Here is a 16214-nt window from a genome sequence, read left to right as displayed (position 1 = left end):
CAGAAAGTGACACGGACCCCAGCATGGTCCCGGGGCGCGGCCGGGCCAGGCTAGGGTCCGTTGTCATGCATGAGGAACAGCTCTACCGGGCCGCGCTGGACGGCGACGAGAAGACCGTGAGCGAGCTGCTCGCCGACGGCGCCGATCCGGACCGGCCTTATGAGGGCGAGGAGGGCGGGCTGCCGCTGTGCGCCGCCGCCGCCCGTGACCAGGCGGCCGTCGCCGGGCTGCTGCTCGCCGCGGGCGCCGGGGTGGACACCCGGGAGGGCGGCGGCTGGACCGCGCTGATGTGGGCCGCCACCAACGGCGCCGCCGCGACCGCGCGGGTGCTGATCGGGGCGGGCGCCGACGTGGACGCCGCCAACGAGACGGGCGACACGCCGCTGACGCTCGCCGCCCGCCGGGGCGCGCTGGGCGTGGTGCGCGAGCTGCTCGACGCCGGCGCGGACCCGGCCCGCTACGACGGCGACGGCGACACGCCGCACGACATCGCCGCCGACTGGGTGGGCGTCCACCTGGAGGGCGCGCTGCTCGACCAGGTCGAGCAGGAAGACTGGACGTACGCGGTGCACCGGCAGTGGGCGGGCGACGGCACCGAGCTGGTCACCGTCACCGCCACCTCGCCCGACGGGTCGGAGACCGAGCAGGTGCAGGCGCAGCGCGGGCACGCCGCCATCGCGACCCTGCTGGAGGCGGCCGCGGGCGAGTGGGCGCCGATCGAGCGGCTCGTGGCGCGCGCGCTGGCCCACCGCGACCTGGACGAGGACGCGGAGACGTGGTGGGCGGCGGCCGACGCGCTGGCCGCGCGCGGCGACGACAAGACGTACGTGACCCTGACGGAGCTGTGCGCGAGCGAGGACGCCAGGGAGCGCGAGTTCGCCGTGGACGCGATCGCCCAGTTCGGCGTCTCCGGCGACGACCGGCCCTACCTGGAGCGGACGCTGCCGCTGCTGCGCCGGATGACGGTCACCGAGTCCAGCCCGCAGGTGCTGCGGTCGGTGCTGGCCGCGCTCGGCCACCAGGGCGACCCCCGGGCGCTGGCGCCGGTGCTCGACCTGATCCACCGCCCCGGTCACCAGCGCACGATGACCGACGCCATCGCGCTGGCCGACGTGCTGGCGGACGGGACGGCGCCGGACCACGCCGAAGGGCTGGCGCTGCTGATCGAGATGACCGGCGACGACGACGGCGAGGTGCGCGACTGGGCCACCGCGGGCCTGGCGGGGCTGGACGCCGACACGCCCGAGATCCGGGAGGCGCTGGCGGCCCGGCTGGACGACCACGTGCTGCGCGCGGTGGCGGAGGCGGCGCGCGGCCTGGCCAGGCGCGGCGACCCGCGCGCCGCCCACGGCGCCCGGCGGGTGCGGGCCGAGTCCGACGACCCCGAGCTGCTCGAACTGGTCGGCGACGTCCAGGACGCCTGAACGACGCCCGCAGGCCCCCACCCGGGGGCCGGGCGGGCGGCGAGAGGGGGCGTCCCTCGCGGTGAGTTCGCCGCCCCGCGATAAGGTCGGAAGGTCCACTGATCGACAGAGGGAGCAATTCGCATGGCCACGACTCGCACCGCCACGACGCAGTGGAAGGGCGCGCTGCTCGACGGTTCCGGCACCGTTTCGCTCGACACCTCAGGCGTCGGGACCTTCGAGGTGTCCTGGCCGTCCCGCGCCGAGGCCGCCAACGGCAAGACCTCGCCGGAGGAGCTCATCGCCGCGGCCCACTCGTCCTGCTTCTCCATGGCCCTCTCCCACGGCCTGGCCGGCGCCGGCACGCCTCCGGAGTCCGTGCAGACCAGCGCCGACGTCACCTTCCAGCCGGGTGAGGGCATCACCGGCATCGTGCTCACGGTCAAGGCCCACGTCCCCGGCATCACGGCCGAGCAGTTCCAGCAGGCCGCCGAGACCGCCAAGGCCAACTGCCCCGTCAGCAAGGCCCTGACCGGCACCACGATCACGCTGAATGCCGAACTGCTCTAGCCGTACCCCCGACGCGTGCGACAATTAGGTCACATGCGCGACGTCTGGCCGGGCGAACCTTATCCACTCGGCGCTACCTGGGATGGCGTGGGCACCCTTTTCGCGGTGTTCTCCGAGGTGGCCGAGCGGGTCGAGTTGTGCCTTTTCCACGACGACGGCTCCGAGGAGCGCGTCGACCTGCCCGAAGTGGATGGGTTCGTCTGGCATGGCTACCTGCCCGGCGTGATGCCCGGCCAGCGTTACGGCTACCGCGTCCACGGCGCCTACGACCCGGCGCACGGCCACCGGTGCAACCCCGCCAAGCTGCTGCTCGACCCGTACGCCAAGGCGGTCGACGGCGAGCTGCGCTGGAACGAGGCGGTCTTCTCCTACGACTTCACCGACCCGGCGAAGGTCAACCGGCTCGACAGCGCCCCCTTCCTGCCGAAGAACGTGGTGATCAACCCGTTCTTCGACTGGGGCAACGACCGGCCGCCGCGCGTCCCGTACCACCAGACCGTGATCTACGAGGCGCACGTGCGCGGGCTCACCATGCGCCATCCGGACGTGCCCGAGGAACTGCGCGGCACGTACGCCGGGGTGGGGCACCCGGCGGTCGTCGACCATCTGCTGTCGCTGGGGGTGACGGCGGTCGAGCTGATGCCGGTCCACCACTTCCTGCCCGAGCACTTCCTGGTGGCGCGGGGGCTGACGAACTACTGGGGCTACAACACGATGGCCTATCTCGCCCCGTACGGCGGCTACTCCAGCGCCGGGACGCGCGGCGAGCAGGTGCAGGAGTTCAAGGCCATGGTGCGGGCGCTGCACGAGGCGGGCATCGAGGTGATCCTCGACGTGGTCTACAACCACACCGCCGAAGGCGACCACATGGGGCCGACGCTGGGGTTCCGGGGGATCGACAACGTCGCCTACTACCGGCTGCACGACGCCGACCGGCGCTACTACCTGGACTACACCGGGTGCGGCAACTCGCTGAACGTCCGCTCGCCGCACGCGCTCCAGTTGATCATGGACTCGCTGCGTTACTGGGTGCTGGAGATGCACGTCGACGGGTTCCGGTTCGACCTGGCCTCGGCGCTGGCGCGGGAGCTGCACGACGTCGACCGGCTGAGCGCGTTCTTCGACCTGATCCAGCAGGATCCGGTGATCTCCCAGGTCAAGCTGATCGCCGAGCCGTGGGACGTGGGGCCGGGCGGCTACCAGGTGGGCAACTTCCCGCCGCTGTGGACCGAGTGGAACGGCAAGTACCGCGACACCGTGCGCGACTTCTGGCGGGGCAGCCACTCGGCGCTGCCGGAGTTCGCCTCGCGGCTGACGGGCTCGGCCGACCTCTACGAGACGTCGGGGCGGCGGCCGGTGGCCTCGATCAACTTCGTGACGTGCCACGACGGGTTCACGCTCACCGACCTGGTCTCCTACGACCGCAAGCACAACGAGGCCAACGGCGAGGGCAACCGCGACGGCACCGACGACAACCGGTCGTGGAACTGCGGCGCCGAGGGGCCGGTGGAGGATCCGGCCATCGTGCGGCTGCGCGAGCGGCAGCGGCGCAACTTCCTGGCCACGCTGTTCCTGTCGCAGGGCGTGCCGATGCTGTCCCACGGCGACGAGATCGGCCGTACGCAACGGGGCAACAACAACGCCTACTGCCAGGACAACGAGATCGCCTGGGTCGACTGGTCGGGGCTGCGCACGGAGACGCGGCTGCTGGAGTTCGTGCGCAAGCTGGCGGAGCTGCGCAGGCAGCACCCGGTGTTCCAGCGGCGGCGGTTCTTCCACGGTCGTCACCTCGACAACGGCGAGCGCGACCTGGTGTGGCTGACGCCCGGCGGGGCCGAGATGACGTCCGCCGACTGGCACGTCGGCTACGCCAAGTCGCTGATGGTCTACCTGAACGGCGACGCCATCACCGAGCCGGGGCCGCGCGGCGAGCGGATCGTGGACGACACGTTCCTGCTGCTGATCAACGCCCATCACGAGGACATGACTTTCACGCTGCCGGGCGAGGCGTTCGGCGGCGGCTGGACGCTGGAGCTCGACACCGCCGACGACGGCTGCGACAAGCCGTCCGGTGAGGAGCGCCTGGAGGCGGGCGACGTGGTGGCGGTGACGGCGCGTTCGATGACGGTGCTGCGCAGGCCGCGCGACTGAGTTGTCGGGGGCGTGTGCCAAGGTGGAGGAATGCGCCGCATCCATCCTGGCCCGGAGGACGATCCCGACCTCGTACGGGCCTACGCCTATCCCGAGGGACGGCCGTGGCTCCGCCTCAACATGGTGGTCAGCGCCGACGGCGCGGCCTGGGACCAGGGGCTGTCCGGAGGGCTGTCGGGCAGGGCCGACAAGCGGGTGTTCGGCGTGCTGCGCGGGCTGGCCGACGTGGTCCTGGTGGGCGCCGCGACCGTGCGGGCCGAGGGCTACGGGCCGGTCAAGCCGCGCGAGTCGTGGCGGGTGCTGCGGGCGGGCGGGCCGGCCGCGGCGCCGCTCGCGATCGTCAGCCGCGGCCTCGACCTCGACTTCGACGCGCCGCTGTTCCGTGAGGCGGTGAGCCCGACCCTGGTGATCACCTGCGAGAGCGCGCCGGAGGACCGGCGCAAGGCCGCGGCGGCGGCCGGTGAGGTGATCCTGGCCGGTGGCGAGGAGGTCGACCCGCGCCGGGCGGTGGCCGGGCTGCACGCCAGAGGGCTGACGCGGGTGCTGTGCGAGGGCGGGCCGCGGCTCAACGCCCAGTTCGCCGCGGCCGGGCTGGTCGACGAGCTGTGCCTGTCGGTGAGCCCGCTGCTGCTGGGCGGGGACGCGGCGCGGATTCTCGACGGCGAGCCGTCGCGCGCGCGGCTGGAGCTGAGGCAGGTGCTGGAGGAGGAGGGCGTGCTCTTCTGCCGCTACGTGAGGGAGATGTCACCATGACCGAGCCGACATCCGAAGCGCCTGAACCGACACCCGGAGCCGTGCCTGAGCCGGCTCCCAAGGCCGCCAGGAGGGCCAAGGAGCCGGAGCCGATCCCCGAGCTGGACCTGCCGGTCAGGCCGCCGGTCGGGCCGATGCTGGCCAAGCCGGTCAAGGCGATGCCCCGGCAGGACGGCACTCTGTTCTACGAGCCGAAGTGGGACGGGTTCCGCTGCATCGTGTTCCGCGACCGCGACGAGGTCTACCTCGGCAGCCGCAACGAGCGGCCGTTCACCCGCTACTTCCCGGAGCTGGTGGAGGCCGTCAGGGCGGAGCTGCCCGAGCGGTGCGTGCTCGACGGGGAGATCGTGCTGCCGCGCGGCTCCGTGCTCGACTTCGAGGCGCTGCAGCAGCGCATCCACCCCGCGGCCTCGCGGGTCAAAATGCTGTCGGAGCAGACGCCGGCCTCGTTCGTCGCCTTCGACCTGCTGGCCGTCGGCGACGAGGCGCTGATGGAGGCGCCGTTCGCCGAGCGGCGGGCCCGCCTGGAGGAGCTGTTCCCGCGCAGGGGCCGGTCGGTGCGTCTCACCCCGGTGACCAAGAACGACGAGCAGGCCGGCGAGTGGTTCGAGATGTTCGAGGGGGCCGGGCTCGACGGCATCATCGTCAAGCCCGGGGACCAGCCCTACATCCCCGACAAGCGGGTGATGTTCAAGGTCAAGCACGAACGCACCGCCGACGTGGTCATCGCCGGCTACCGCGAGCACAAGACGGGCCCGATCGTCGGCTCGCTCCTGCTCGGCCTCTACGGCGACGACGGCCGGCTGCACCACGTGGGCGTGGCGGCCTCGTTCCCGATGCAGCGCCGGGCCGAGCTGGTCGAAGAGCTCAAGCCGTACCTCGCCGACCTGGACGAGCATCCGTGGGGCCACTGGGCCCAGCAGGCGCAGGCCAACCTCGGCCGGCCGGCCGCCACGCCCGCCACCGGGGGGCAGCGCGTGCCGGGGGCGATCTCGCGCTGGAACGCCAAGAAGGACCTGTCGTTCATCCCGCTCCGGCCGGAGCTGGTGGTCGAGGTCGCCTACGACCAGATGGAAGGCGACCGCTTCCGGCACACCGCCCAGTGGCGGCGCCTGCGGCCCGACCGCACTCCCGAGTCGTGCACGTACGACCAGCTCGAACGGCCGGTTTCGTACAATCTCGATGACATTCTTGCTCGTTGAGGCGAACGATCGCTTATATATCGCTGTATGAGCACCGGTGAAGAGCTGCAGGCGGCCCTGTCCGCCCGCCGCGACCTCGGCCCCGACTACGACGACGCCCTCGCGGCGTCGTTCCTCGACAAGGTGGGGCAGGAGGTCGACCGGCGGGTCGACGAGCGTCTCCGGGCCGCCCCCGCCTCGCGGCAGCGCGGCCCGTCGGACGGCCAGCGGCTCGCCCTCGCCATCGTCTCGCTGTCGCTCGGCACGGGGGCGACGGTCGCGCTCGCCGTGGTCGGCGGCTTCAACCCGGCGTTCCTGGTGATCTGGGCGGGCATCGTCATCGTCAACATCGTCTTCAATAGCCCCCGCGCCTGACCGCCCGACCGCGCTTCCCGGCCGGCGGGCCGCCGGCGGCCTGCGGGCTAGGCGAGCCAGATGAGGCCGGCGAAGCGGCCGGGGTCCTGGCGGCGGTGGGAGTAGAGGTCGCCGGACTCGATGGTGCACCGGGCGTCGTGCCGCACGTCGGGCACCCCCGCCGAGCGGAGCTGCGCCTCGATGCCGGCGCGCAGGTCGAGCGCGGGCGTGCCCCAGGAGGTGGTGGAGCGCGCCGGCGGCACCTTGGCCGCCACCTGGTCGCGCAGCTCGGCGGGCACCTCGTAGCAGCGCCCGCACGCCCCCGGCCCGACGAACGCCACCATCCGCCCCGGCTCGGCCCCCTTGGCCGCCATGGCCTCGACCAGCACGGCGGCGATGCCCGCTTCCGTACCAGGACGCCCGGAATGAGCGGCGCCGGCCATGCGGGCCACCGGATCGGCCACCAGCACGGCCGGGCAGTCGGCGCCCAGGGACGCCAGCGCCAGCCCCGGCTCCGTGGTGAACACCCCGTCGACCGGCGGCGCGTCGTGGCCGAACGGCTCGCTCACGTACGCGACCTCGGCGCCGTGGACCTGCGGCATGAACACGATCGCCCGTACGCCCAGCTCGGCCGCGACCGCCTCGCGGTTGGCCCGCACGGCGGCGGGGTCGTCGCCGGTCAGACCGCCGAGGTTGCGCGTCCCGTACGGCGGGGCACTGACGCCGCCGTGGCGGTCGGTGACGGCGACGTGCACTCCTGGGACCAGCTCCATCCCACGATCTTATGACCGCCCCCGGGCGGCGGGCGGCGGTGACCGGCGAAAGGGGCACCATGATCCATAAAGGGCCGATAGATTCCCCCCATGATTGAGGAGATCAACGAGTCCGCGGCCCAGTCGCGGGCGTCGGTGCTGCGCAGCCGCGCCGAGTCGTACATCGCGTTGGGGCGCCACGACGCGGCGATCGCGGACCTGACCGAGTCGATCGCGCTCGTGCCGGACAACGCGCGCGCCTGGCGGCTGCGCGGCGAGAGCCACCGGCTCATCGAGCGGTACGAGACGGCGATCTCCGACTTCGACGAGGCGCTGCGGATGGAGCCCGACAGCGCGTACGCGCTGGGGTCACGCGGCCAGGCGTACGCCGCGCTGGGCCGCCACGACGAGGCGATGACCGACTTCGAGCACGCGCTGACCCTGTCGCCGGACTCGCTGTGGATCCTGGAGGCCAGGGCGGACGCGCTCGCCGACCTCGACCGCCTGGACGAGGCGCTCGCCGAACACGCCAAGATCATCGAGCTGGACGGCAGCCTGGCCCACTCCTGGCTGTCCCGGGGTGACCTCTACCAGCGGATGGGCCTCTATGCCGAGGCCATCGCCGACTACACCAGCGCGCTGGAGATCGACCCCGGCCACGTGCGCGCCCTGAGCCGTCGCGGGGAGGCGCTGCGCATGATCGACCAGTACGAGGACGCGCTGTCGGACCTCAACCGGGCCATCGAGCTGGCTCCCGACCATGACCGCGCCCTCGGCAGCCGCGGCGCGGTGCTGAGCGAGCTGGGCGACAACGAGTCGGCCCTGAAGGACCTCGACCGGGCGATCGAACTGGACGCCGAGTACGTCTGGGCCTATCGGGTGCGCGGCGAGATCCTCCAGGAGGAGGAGCGCCATGAAGAGGCGATCGCCGACTTCACCCGAGCCCTGCACCTGGAGTTCGGCGACTGACCCGGGCCCGGCTGACCCGCGGGTGGGGGCCCGGTTCGCGGGGCCCCCACCGGATCACAGCGCCAGCAGCGCGCCGGTCCGCAGCCGGTCGCCCGACAGCGGTCTCATCGCGATGCGCAGCAGGACGAGCGCGTTGTCGTCGCCCGCGATGCGGTTGGCGCTGAGCTCGCCGCACGACTGGCAGTGGTGGATGATCAGCCACTCGCCGTCGTCGCGGACCGTGACGCTGACCGGCGCCATGCGGCCCCGGCAGGCCGCCCGCCGGTCACCGGGCACACGGTGGTCGACGTGGCGGCTGGTCAGGCAGTTCGGGCAGTGGTTGCGGTGCGCGGTGCCCGGCGCGTGGACGGGCACGTCGAGGCGGCAGCCGACGCACCGGAAGGCGTCGCCGGGCTCGCCGTGCCTGACGTCCTTGCGGCGCTGCGGCCTGCGCCCGGCCGGTTTCCTGCGTGGCATGCGATCCGCCCCCGTCACAGGTCGCCGAACGTTTCCAGCGGAAACGGCGGCTGGGCGAGCGGGCGGACGGCCATCCGCATGAGGATGAGCTGGTTGTCGTCGCCGCTGATCGGGTTCGACGTCAGCTCTCCGCAGCGGGTGCAGCGGTGAATGATCATCCAGTCGCCGCTGCGCAGCACCGCGATGGAGATCGGCGCCATGCGCGAACCGCACTCCGACGGCCCGCCCTCGGCGCGGTCGAACACGTGCAGCGAGTGCAGGCAGCTCGGGCAGTGGTTGCGCCGTCCGCCTCCGGGGGCGGCGCCGGTCACGGTCAGCCCGCAGCGTACGCAGGCGAACGTGTCGGTCAGGACCTGACGGGTCTTGTGGGTGGACACCCTGGGGTACTCCTTGCCGGACATGCGGGAAAAGGGCAGCAAGGAAGCGCCATGCGGGCCTCGCGACGGTCAGGGCCGACGGGCGTACCGGTCCGGATGACTTGTTACGTACGGGTCCGGATGACGGTACGACCGCGCGTCACGGACGAGTCCGGACGATGGAACGACCAGGCGTCACGGACGAGTCCGGTTGACGGTACGACGAGGCGCGCGTGGCGCGGTCCCGGGCATAGACCCCCCGCTTTCCAGGGCGTGACCGCCCGTGAGACAAGTACCTGGACATCGGGAGCGTAGTCAGCCTCTGTACGGGATAGCCACCGATTTTCGACCGGCCGTGGGAGGGGTTCTTCGCGGCCGGGCTTCTCGGCAGGCGCCTCGGTCGTATCCCGGGCGGCGTTGTGGAGCAGGACTGGAGATGAACCGAATGATGTTCTAGGTTCGGGTGCATGGGCATCGGGCTGACGACTGAACACCGGGCACTCGCCGACTCCGTCCGCGGGCTGACGCGGCGGGAGGCGGGCCACGACGCGCTCGCCCGGCAGGGAGTGCTCGGGCTGCACGTGCCGGAGGATCGGGGCGGGCAGGGCTTCGGACTGCTGGAGCTGTGCGTGGCGTTGGAGGTGCTCGGCGAGCGCCGGGTGCGCGGCCCGTACCTGCCGACGGTGCTCGCCGCCGCGGCGGCCTCCCGCTCCCCCGCGGGCGCGGACCTGGTCGGCGGCCTGGCCGACGGCTCGCTGACCGCCGCCGTCGTCCTGCCGGCGGAACCACCCGCCCCGGACAACGGTCCGACGCTTGCATCCGGCACGAACGATGACCCGACGCATCCACCCGCCGCAGACGACGGACCGACGCGTCCGCCCGCCGCAGACGACGGACCGACGCATTCACCCGCCCCAGACGACGGTCCGACGCGTCCGCCCAGCACGGACGATGGTCCAGCGGGCCTCGTCGGCGGGCACGAGGTGGGTCTCCAGGAAGGGGTGTCGACTGACCGTCCTCACGCGGCCGGGCCGCGGATGGCGCTCGGCGCGGCGGAAGCGGACCTGTTCCTGGTGCCGATCGGGGCGGGCGGCTGGGCGCTGCTCGATCGCGCGGACGTCCTGGCCGAGCCGGTCAGCGGTGTCGACCTGGACCGTGACCTGTGCGCCGTGACCGTCGTGACCGTGCCCGGTGAGCGGGTGCTCGGCGCGGTGCCGGTGCGGGAGCTGGCCGCCGTCCTGCTCGCGGCGGACGCCTGCGGGGTCGCGGCCTGGGCGGTCGCCACGGCCGCGGAGTACGCGAAGGTACGCGAGCAGTTCGGGCGGCCCATCGGCCAGTTCCAGGGCGTCAAGCACCGGCTGGCCGCGGCGCTGGTCGTCGTGGAGCAGGCCCGCGCCGCCGTGTGGGACGCCGCCAGAGCCCTGGACGACCCCTGCCTGTGGCTAGGGGAACGACCTTCGGACGCCACCGCGCGGGAAGAGGCCCCCGTGCCCCCGCCGGCCGGTACGGCGTTGGGCGCGGAAGCGCGGCAGGCCGCGGCAGTGGCCGGTACGGCGTTGGGCGCGGAAGCGCGGCTGGCCGTGGGGGTGGCCGGGGTGCTGGGGGTGGAGGCCGGGGTGCGGTGCGCCGCCGACGCCATCCAGGTGCTCGGCGGCGTCGGGTACACCTTCGAGCACGACGCGCACCGCTACTACCGGCGGGCGCTGTCGGACAGGATGCTGGCCGGGGACCCCGGCGTGTGGGCGGGCGAGGTCGCCGCGCTGGCTCTCGGCGGGGTGCGCCGGTCGATGGAGCCCGACCTGCCCGAGGAGGCGGCCCCGCTCAGGGAAGCGGTACGGGCGCAGGCCGCGTCGCTGCGGGCCGCCGATCCCTCCGAGCGCCGCCGCCGGTTCGCCGAGGAGGGGTGGATCATGCCCCATCTGCCGGAGCCGTGGGGCCGGGCCGCCTCACCGCTCGAACAAGTGATCATCCACGAGGAGTTCCGCAGCCTGAAACGGCCCAACCTCGGCATCGGCGCGTGGGCGGTGCCGTCCATCGTCCGGCACGGGACCCGTGACCAGCAGGAACGCTTCCTGCCCGGGACGTTCACCGGTGAGATCGTGTGGTGCCAGTTGTTCTCCGAACCGGGCGCGGGCTCGGACCTGGCGGGCCTGTCGACCAGGGCCACCCGGGTGGAGGGCGGCTGGACGCTGACCGGGCAGAAGATCTGGACGTCCCTGGCCCAGTACGCCCACTGGGGCATCTGCCTGGCCAGGACCTCCCCGGACAGGCCCAAGCACGAAGGCATCACGTACTTCCTCGTGGACATGGCGGCTCCCGGCGTCACCGTCAGGCCGCTCAAGGAGATCAACGGCGACGCGCTGTTCAACGAGGTGTTCCTCGACGACGTGTTCGTGCCGGACGACCGGGTCGTCGGCGAGGTGGACGGAGGCTGGCGGGTGGCCCGCGACACCCTCGCCCACGAACGGGTCGCGCTCGGCGACTCGTGGGGGCCCGGGTCGCGGCACACCGACCTGGCCGCCTTCGCCGCCCGGCTGCCGCTGCGGGAGGCGCGACGCGAGCAGGCGGGCCGGCTGTGGGCGGAGGGCCAGGCCATCTCGGCGCTCGGCCTGCGCGTCACCCTCTCCCAGCTCGCCGCCGACCGCTCCACACCGGCCGCCCCGGCCGCCCCGGCCGGACCCGCCGCGAACGGCGTCCCTCCGAGCAGGGCCACCACCACGGCCGGCGCCTCTCCGAGCGGGGTCGCCACCGCGTCCAGCGCCTCTCGGGGCCTGATCGCCACCGCGTCCAGCGTCCGCAAACTGCTCGGCATGCGGCACGCCCAGGCGGTGTCCGAGTTCTGCTGGGAACTGGCGCCCGCCGACCCTCACTGGAGCCGCATGATCCTCGCGACCCGAGCCTTCACCATCGGCGGCGGCACCACCGAGGTGCAGCTCAACATCATCGCCGAGCGCGCCCTGGGACTCCCCCGCGACCCGTGACGCCTCCACCCCCCGTTGGCGCCGCTCACGCGTGGGTCCGGAGACGGCCCGCAGCTCCAGGGGAAGGTCAGTCGCGGGCCTTGCTCGGTTGGACGCGCTTCGGCTCGCCCGGCATCTTCGGATAGTTGGGCGGATAGGGCATGTCACCACGCTCGTCCTGGTCGTACCAGTCGAGGAGGGTCTCGATCGAGTACGCGTGATCGTCGATGGCGGCGTGCACGTCGCCCAGCTCGGCGAACCGGGCGGGCACCGTGCGGATGTCGAAGTCGCCCGGGTCGGCGTCCTCCAGCTCCTCCCAGGTGAGCGGGGTCGAGACCGGCGCGTGCGGGCGTGCCCGGACCGAGTAGGCGCTGACGACCGTGCGGTCACGGGTGTTCTGGTTGAAGTCGATGAACACCCGGTCGCCCCTCTCCTCCTTCCACCAGGCGGTGGTGACCAGGCCGGGGTCGCGTGCCTGCACCGCCCTGGCCAGCGCGATGCCGGCGTGGCGCACCTGCACGAAGTCCCATCGCGGCTCGATCCGGACGGCGATGTGGACGCCGCGGTTGCCCGAGGTCTTGACGAAGCCGGTCAGGCCCAGCTCTCCCAGCACGTCCCTGGTCAGGAAGGCGGCCCGGCGCACCGCGTCGAAGCCGACGCCGGGCTGCGGGTCGAGGTCGACCCGGAGCTCGTCGGGATGCTCGACGTCGGAGGCGCGGACCTGCCAGGGGTGGAAGTCGATGGTGCCCAGGTTGGCGCAGTAGGCGATGGCGGCGATCTCGGTGACCCTCAGCGAGTCGGCCGTCCGGCCGCTGGGGAAGGTGACGGTCACGGTCTCCAGCCAGTCGGGGCGCTTGGCCGGCATCCGCTTTTGGTAGATGGCCTCGCTCTGCACGCCGTCGGGGTGGCGCTTGAGGTTGGTAGGCCGGTCCTTCAGCGCGCGGAGCGCGCCTTCGCCCACACTGACGTAGTAGTCGACCAGCTCGCGCTTCGTCGCGCCGATCTCCGGAAAGTAGATCTTGCCGGGATTGGTGACCTTGACGGTCCGCTCTCCCACCTCGAGCTCGATGTACGGCGATGCCATGGGGACGAACCTACCCCGCGCCCCCGACAAACCACGTGGCCACGGAGGTGAAGGGGGCCCGTCCCGGAGCAGCACCGGTGGCGGGACCGGGAGCTCGACGGAACGGGCCCGTGAACGAGACCACTCGCGCCGCCGTTCCGGGCGCTGGCGCGCCACCCGGCCGGCCAGGCGATCGCCGGCGGCGCCAGCACGGGCGTGGGCTGTGCCGCTCTGGCGATCCGGCGAGTGATCCCGCCCCTGGCAGGAGGCGATGACACCCCCTTGCTGACAAAGACGCGAATTCTCCCCAGAAAGGATGCTTCCCCCGATGGAGATCTCTTTTTGCCGCATCTCGTACTCTGAACGTATGGACAAGGTGATCAAGAGTGAGGCCGAGTGGCGCGTCCAGCTCTCTCCGGAGGAGTTCCACGTGCTGCGTGAGGCGGGCACCGAACGCCCGTTCACGGGCGAGTACGTCGACACGAAGACGGAGGGCGTCTACGCCTGCCGGGCGTGCGGCGCCGAGCTGTTCAGGTCCGACACCAAGTTCGAGTCCCACTGCGGCTGGCCCAGCTTCTTCCAGCCGTCCGATTCCGACGCGGTGACGTTGATCGAGGACCGCAGCCACGGCATGGTCCGCACCGAGGTGCGGTGCGCGCGCTGCGACTCCCACCTCGGGCACGTCTTCCACGGCGAGGGCTACCCGACGCCGACCGACGACCGCTACTGCATCAACTCGATCTCGCTGAGGCTCGAACCCGCCGAGTGACAATCTGTTGACCGTACGTATCGGACAGGTCCGGCGGGTAGGACAGCCCGTGTGCCGGATCCATGTGCGTCACCGGTGGGTGACGATCGAGACGATCGGCCGCGTCGTCACACAGCGGTGCGAGAGGTGCTCGAAGACCCGGGTACGGGTGCGATGAGATCAGGGCGTCCCTGAGAGGACGCGCATTCCGGGGGGTGGCGGTGCCGGATGAGGTCGTCCTCGAAGCCCACGACCAGGCAGCGGCCGCGGACGGCGCGGCGTGCGCCCGGTCGCCGGCCTCCTCCCGCCGCCACGGCGCCCGGGCCCGACGCTCCCACCCGCTGAGGCGTCCGGCTCAGGGCAGGTCCGCCACCAGCTCGCGGACCGGCTTGCGGACGCCGGTGTAGAACGGGATCTCCAGCCGGGTGTGCCGCCGGGCCTGGGCGGCGCGCAGGACGCGCATCAGGTCGACGATGCGGTGCAGCTCGTCGGCCTCGAACGCGAGCATCCACTCGTAGTCGTTGAGCGCGAAGGACGAGACGGTGTTGGCCCGCACGTCGGGGTAGTCGCGCGCCATCCGGCCGTGCTCGGCCAGCATCGCCCGCCGCTCGGAGTCCTCCAGGAGGTACCACTCCAGGGAGCGGACGAACGGGTAGACGCACACGTACGCGCGCGGCTCCTCCTCGGCCAGGAAGGCCGGGATGTGTGACTTGTTGAACTCGGCGGGCCGGTGCAGCGCCATCGCCGACCAGACCGGGCGGCTGTGCCGGCCGAGGGCGGTGCGGCGGAAGCGGGAGTAGACGTCCTGCAGGGCCTCGGGCGTCGGCGCGTGCCACCAGAACATGTAGTCGGCGTCGGCGCGCAGACCGGCCACGTCGTAGAGGCCGCGGGTGACCACGTCCTTGCCCGCGGCCTGCTCCAGGAGCTCCTCGACCTCGGCGCCGACCTCGTCGCGGGCGCCGGTGAGCGGCTCGCTCGCCTGGAACACCGACCACATGGTGTAGCGGATCACCTGGTTGAGATCGCGGGCCTTGGGCCGCGCTGCGTCCTGCGTCATGACTCTGATTCTCCTCGCTGGGACAAGTGGTCCAGGATCCGGGTGGCGGCCGTGCGAGCGGTCGCGACGCAGGCGGGGATGCCCAGCCCGTCGTAGGCCGCTCCGCAGACCGCCAGCGCCGGCTGCCCGGACACGGCGGCGTGCACGCGCGCCACCCGGTCGATGTGGCCCACGTCGTACTGCGGCAGAGCGCCGCCCCATCGGGTGACGCGGGAGTCGAGCGGGAGCCCGCGCGCTCCCATGACCTCGCTCATCTCGGCCATGGCCAGCGAGACCAGCTCCGCGTCTTCGCGCTGCAGCAGGTGCTCCTCGCCGATCCGGCCGATGGAACAGCGCAGGAGCACCAGGTCGCGTGACAGGTGAGGCCACTTGACCGAGCTGAACGTGACCGCCTTGACGACCCGGCCTTCGACCGGCGGCACCAGGTAGCCGGTGCGCGCGGGCGGCTCGGGGAAGGCGGCGGCGGGGTAGGCGAGGCTGACGACGGCCATGCTGGCGTACTCGATGCGCGCCAGCTCGGCGGCGGCCGTCGGCACCTCGGCCTGGAGCAGGCGGGCGGCGGCGGGCGCGGGCACGGCGACGATCACCGCGTCCGCCTCGATGATCTCGGGCTCGGGCACCGGCCCGGCGACGAGCCGCCAGCCGTGCTCGGTGCGGTGCAGCTCGCGTACGGTGACGCCGGTCCTGACGTCGGCCCCGGACGCTTTGGCGACGGCCTCCGGCAGGGCGCCCATGCCGGCGCGGAGCGTGGTGAAGACGGGGCCCGCGCCCTTGGGGGCCTCGTCGACGATGTGCCGGGCGGCGGTGAGCAGGGAGCGCTCGGAGCGGGCCGCGGCGGCGACGCGCGGCATCGTCGCCTCCAGCGACAGCCTGTCGGAGCGTCCCGCGTACACGCCGCCGAGCAGCGGCTCGACCAGCCGGTCGAGCACCTCGCCGCCCATCCTGGCCCGGATGTAGGCGGCGACGGACACGTCGGTGCGGACCAGGGTGGCGGGCATGATCCGGTCGAGCGGCACCCGCAGCAGCCCGGCCGGCGACAGGATGCCGGACTTGGCCAGCTCGGCCAGGTCGGACGGCACGCCCATGACCTGGCCCTTGGGCAGCGACCTCAGCACGCCTCTGCTGTAGATGGCCGACGAGGCGGTGCCCGGGTGCACCAGGTCGTCGCCCATGCCCACCGCCCTGGCCAGCTCCTTGCCCTCGGGCCGCCTGGCCAGCATGGCCTCCGCGCCGACGTCGAGGCTGACCCCGGCCACCTCCGTCGCGTACAGCTTGCCGCCGACGCGGGAGGCGCCGTCGAGCACCGTCACCTTGATCTGCTCGCCCGCGCCCTGCTTGAGGTGCCACGCGGCGGCCAGGCCGGAGATGCCACCGCCGATGACGGCAACGTGTGCGCGATTCCCTTCCACGCTTCCTGACGCTACCGCCTCCCGGTCCCGGT

At 72.7% G+C, this 16214-nt stretch carries 15 protein-coding genes; 9 read left to right on the top strand and 6 right to left on the bottom strand.

The genetic code is table 11. The annotated features are described in order from the left end of the window. Window positions 1–65: 65 nt before the first annotated feature. The 6 genes from OUY22_RS12610 to OUY22_RS12585 all read left to right on the top strand — a co-directional run bounded on the left by OUY22_RS12610 (window position 66) and on the right by OUY22_RS12585 (window position 6433). Complete coding sequence (locus tag OUY22_RS12610) at window positions 66–1424, top strand: ankyrin repeat domain-containing protein (RefSeq protein WP_270155069.1); 1359 nt, start codon at window positions 66–68, stop codon at window positions 1422–1424. 123 nt (window positions 1425–1547) lie between these two features. Beyond that, window positions 1548–1973 carry an OsmC family protein gene (locus OUY22_RS12605; RefSeq protein ID WP_270155068.1) on the top strand — a complete coding sequence of 142 codons (426 nt, stop codon included), beginning with the start codon at window positions 1548–1550 and terminating at the stop codon, window positions 1971–1973. 33 nt (window positions 1974–2006) lie between these two features. After that, window positions 2007–4124 (top strand): glycogen debranching protein GlgX, encoded by a 2118-nt coding sequence (gene glgX / locus OUY22_RS12600; protein WP_270155067.1) that lies wholly within the window; start codon window positions 2007–2009, stop codon window positions 4122–4124. Window positions 4125–4154: 30 nt separating this feature from the next. Then, entirely contained in the window at window positions 4155–4877 is a 723-nt protein-coding gene (locus OUY22_RS12595) for a pyrimidine reductase family protein (protein ID WP_270155066.1), read from the top strand. A gap of 101 nt (window positions 4878–4978) precedes the next feature. Then, window positions 4979–6079 carry an ATP-dependent DNA ligase gene (locus OUY22_RS12590; protein ID WP_333486669.1) on the top strand — a complete coding sequence of 367 codons (1101 nt, stop codon included), beginning with the start codon at window positions 4979–4981 and terminating at the stop codon, window positions 6077–6079. Window positions 6080–6106: 27 nt separating this feature from the next. Then, a complete protein-coding gene (locus OUY22_RS12585; RefSeq protein WP_270155063.1) occupies window positions 6107–6433 on the top strand; it encodes a hypothetical protein in 327 nt (108 codons plus the stop codon). 47 nt (window positions 6434–6480) lie between these two features. Here OUY22_RS12585 and pgeF read toward each other — a convergent pair whose 3' ends face one another. Then, a complete protein-coding gene (gene pgeF / locus OUY22_RS12580; protein WP_270155062.1) occupies window positions 6481–7185 on the bottom strand; it encodes a peptidoglycan editing factor PgeF in 705 nt (234 codons plus the stop codon). A 90-nt stretch (window positions 7186–7275) separates the two neighbouring features. Here pgeF and OUY22_RS12575 point away from each other — a divergent pair, with 90 nt between their 5' ends. After that, window positions 7276–8133 carry a tetratricopeptide repeat protein gene (locus tag OUY22_RS12575; RefSeq protein ID WP_270155061.1) on the top strand — a complete coding sequence of 286 codons (858 nt, stop codon included), beginning with the start codon at window positions 7276–7278 and terminating at the stop codon, window positions 8131–8133. Between the two features lie 54 nt (window positions 8134–8187). Here the strand turns inward: OUY22_RS12575 and OUY22_RS12570 are convergent, their stop codons facing one another. After that, the gene (locus OUY22_RS12570; protein WP_270155060.1) at window positions 8188–8589 is read right to left on the bottom strand and encodes an RNHCP domain-containing protein; all 402 of its coding nucleotides are present in this window, start codon (window positions 8587–8589) and stop codon (window positions 8188–8190) included. A 14-nt stretch (window positions 8590–8603) separates the two neighbouring features. Then, entirely contained in the window at window positions 8604–8990 is a 387-nt protein-coding gene (locus tag OUY22_RS12565) for an RNHCP domain-containing protein (RefSeq protein ID WP_408638152.1), read from the bottom strand. A 422-nt stretch (window positions 8991–9412) separates the two neighbouring features. Here OUY22_RS12565 and OUY22_RS12560 point away from each other — a divergent pair, with 422 nt between their 5' ends. Beyond that, window positions 9413–11926 carry an acyl-CoA dehydrogenase gene (locus OUY22_RS12560; RefSeq protein ID WP_270155058.1) on the top strand — a complete coding sequence of 838 codons (2514 nt, stop codon included), beginning with the start codon at window positions 9413–9415 and terminating at the stop codon, window positions 11924–11926. A gap of 67 nt (window positions 11927–11993) precedes the next feature. Here OUY22_RS12560 and ligD read toward each other — a convergent pair whose 3' ends face one another. Continuing rightward, window positions 11994–12989 (bottom strand): non-homologous end-joining DNA ligase, encoded by a 996-nt coding sequence (gene ligD, locus OUY22_RS12555; protein WP_270155057.1) that lies wholly within the window; start codon window positions 12987–12989, stop codon window positions 11994–11996. A gap of 346 nt (window positions 12990–13335) precedes the next feature. Here ligD and msrB point away from each other — a divergent pair, with 346 nt between their 5' ends. Then, window positions 13336–13737, top strand: coding sequence for a peptide-methionine (R)-S-oxide reductase MsrB (msrB, locus tag OUY22_RS12550; protein WP_270155056.1), 402 nt, complete (start codon window positions 13336–13338; stop codon window positions 13735–13737). A 334-nt stretch (window positions 13738–14071) separates the two neighbouring features. On the opposite strand, the gene hemQ is transcribed toward msrB, so the two are convergent. Beyond that, on the bottom strand, window positions 14072–14773 hold the full coding sequence (gene hemQ, locus OUY22_RS12545; protein ID WP_270155055.1) for a hydrogen peroxide-dependent heme synthase: 702 nt from the start codon (window positions 14771–14773) through the stop codon (window positions 14072–14074). Next, entirely contained in the window at window positions 14770–16182 is a 1413-nt protein-coding gene (gene hemG, locus OUY22_RS12540) for a protoporphyrinogen oxidase (protein ID WP_270155054.1), read from the bottom strand. Before hemG ends, hemQ begins: the two co-directional genes overlap by 4 nt. Window positions 16183–16214 lie beyond the last annotated feature (32 nt).

The organism is Nonomuraea corallina, assembly GCF_027620315.1.
In the GTDB taxonomy this organism is placed as follows: Bacteria; Actinomycetota; Actinomycetes; order Streptosporangiales; family Streptosporangiaceae; genus Nonomuraea; species Nonomuraea corallina.
The sequence above is the reverse complement of the archived record's forward strand: the minus strand, read 5'-3'. Positions and strand labels throughout refer to the sequence as shown.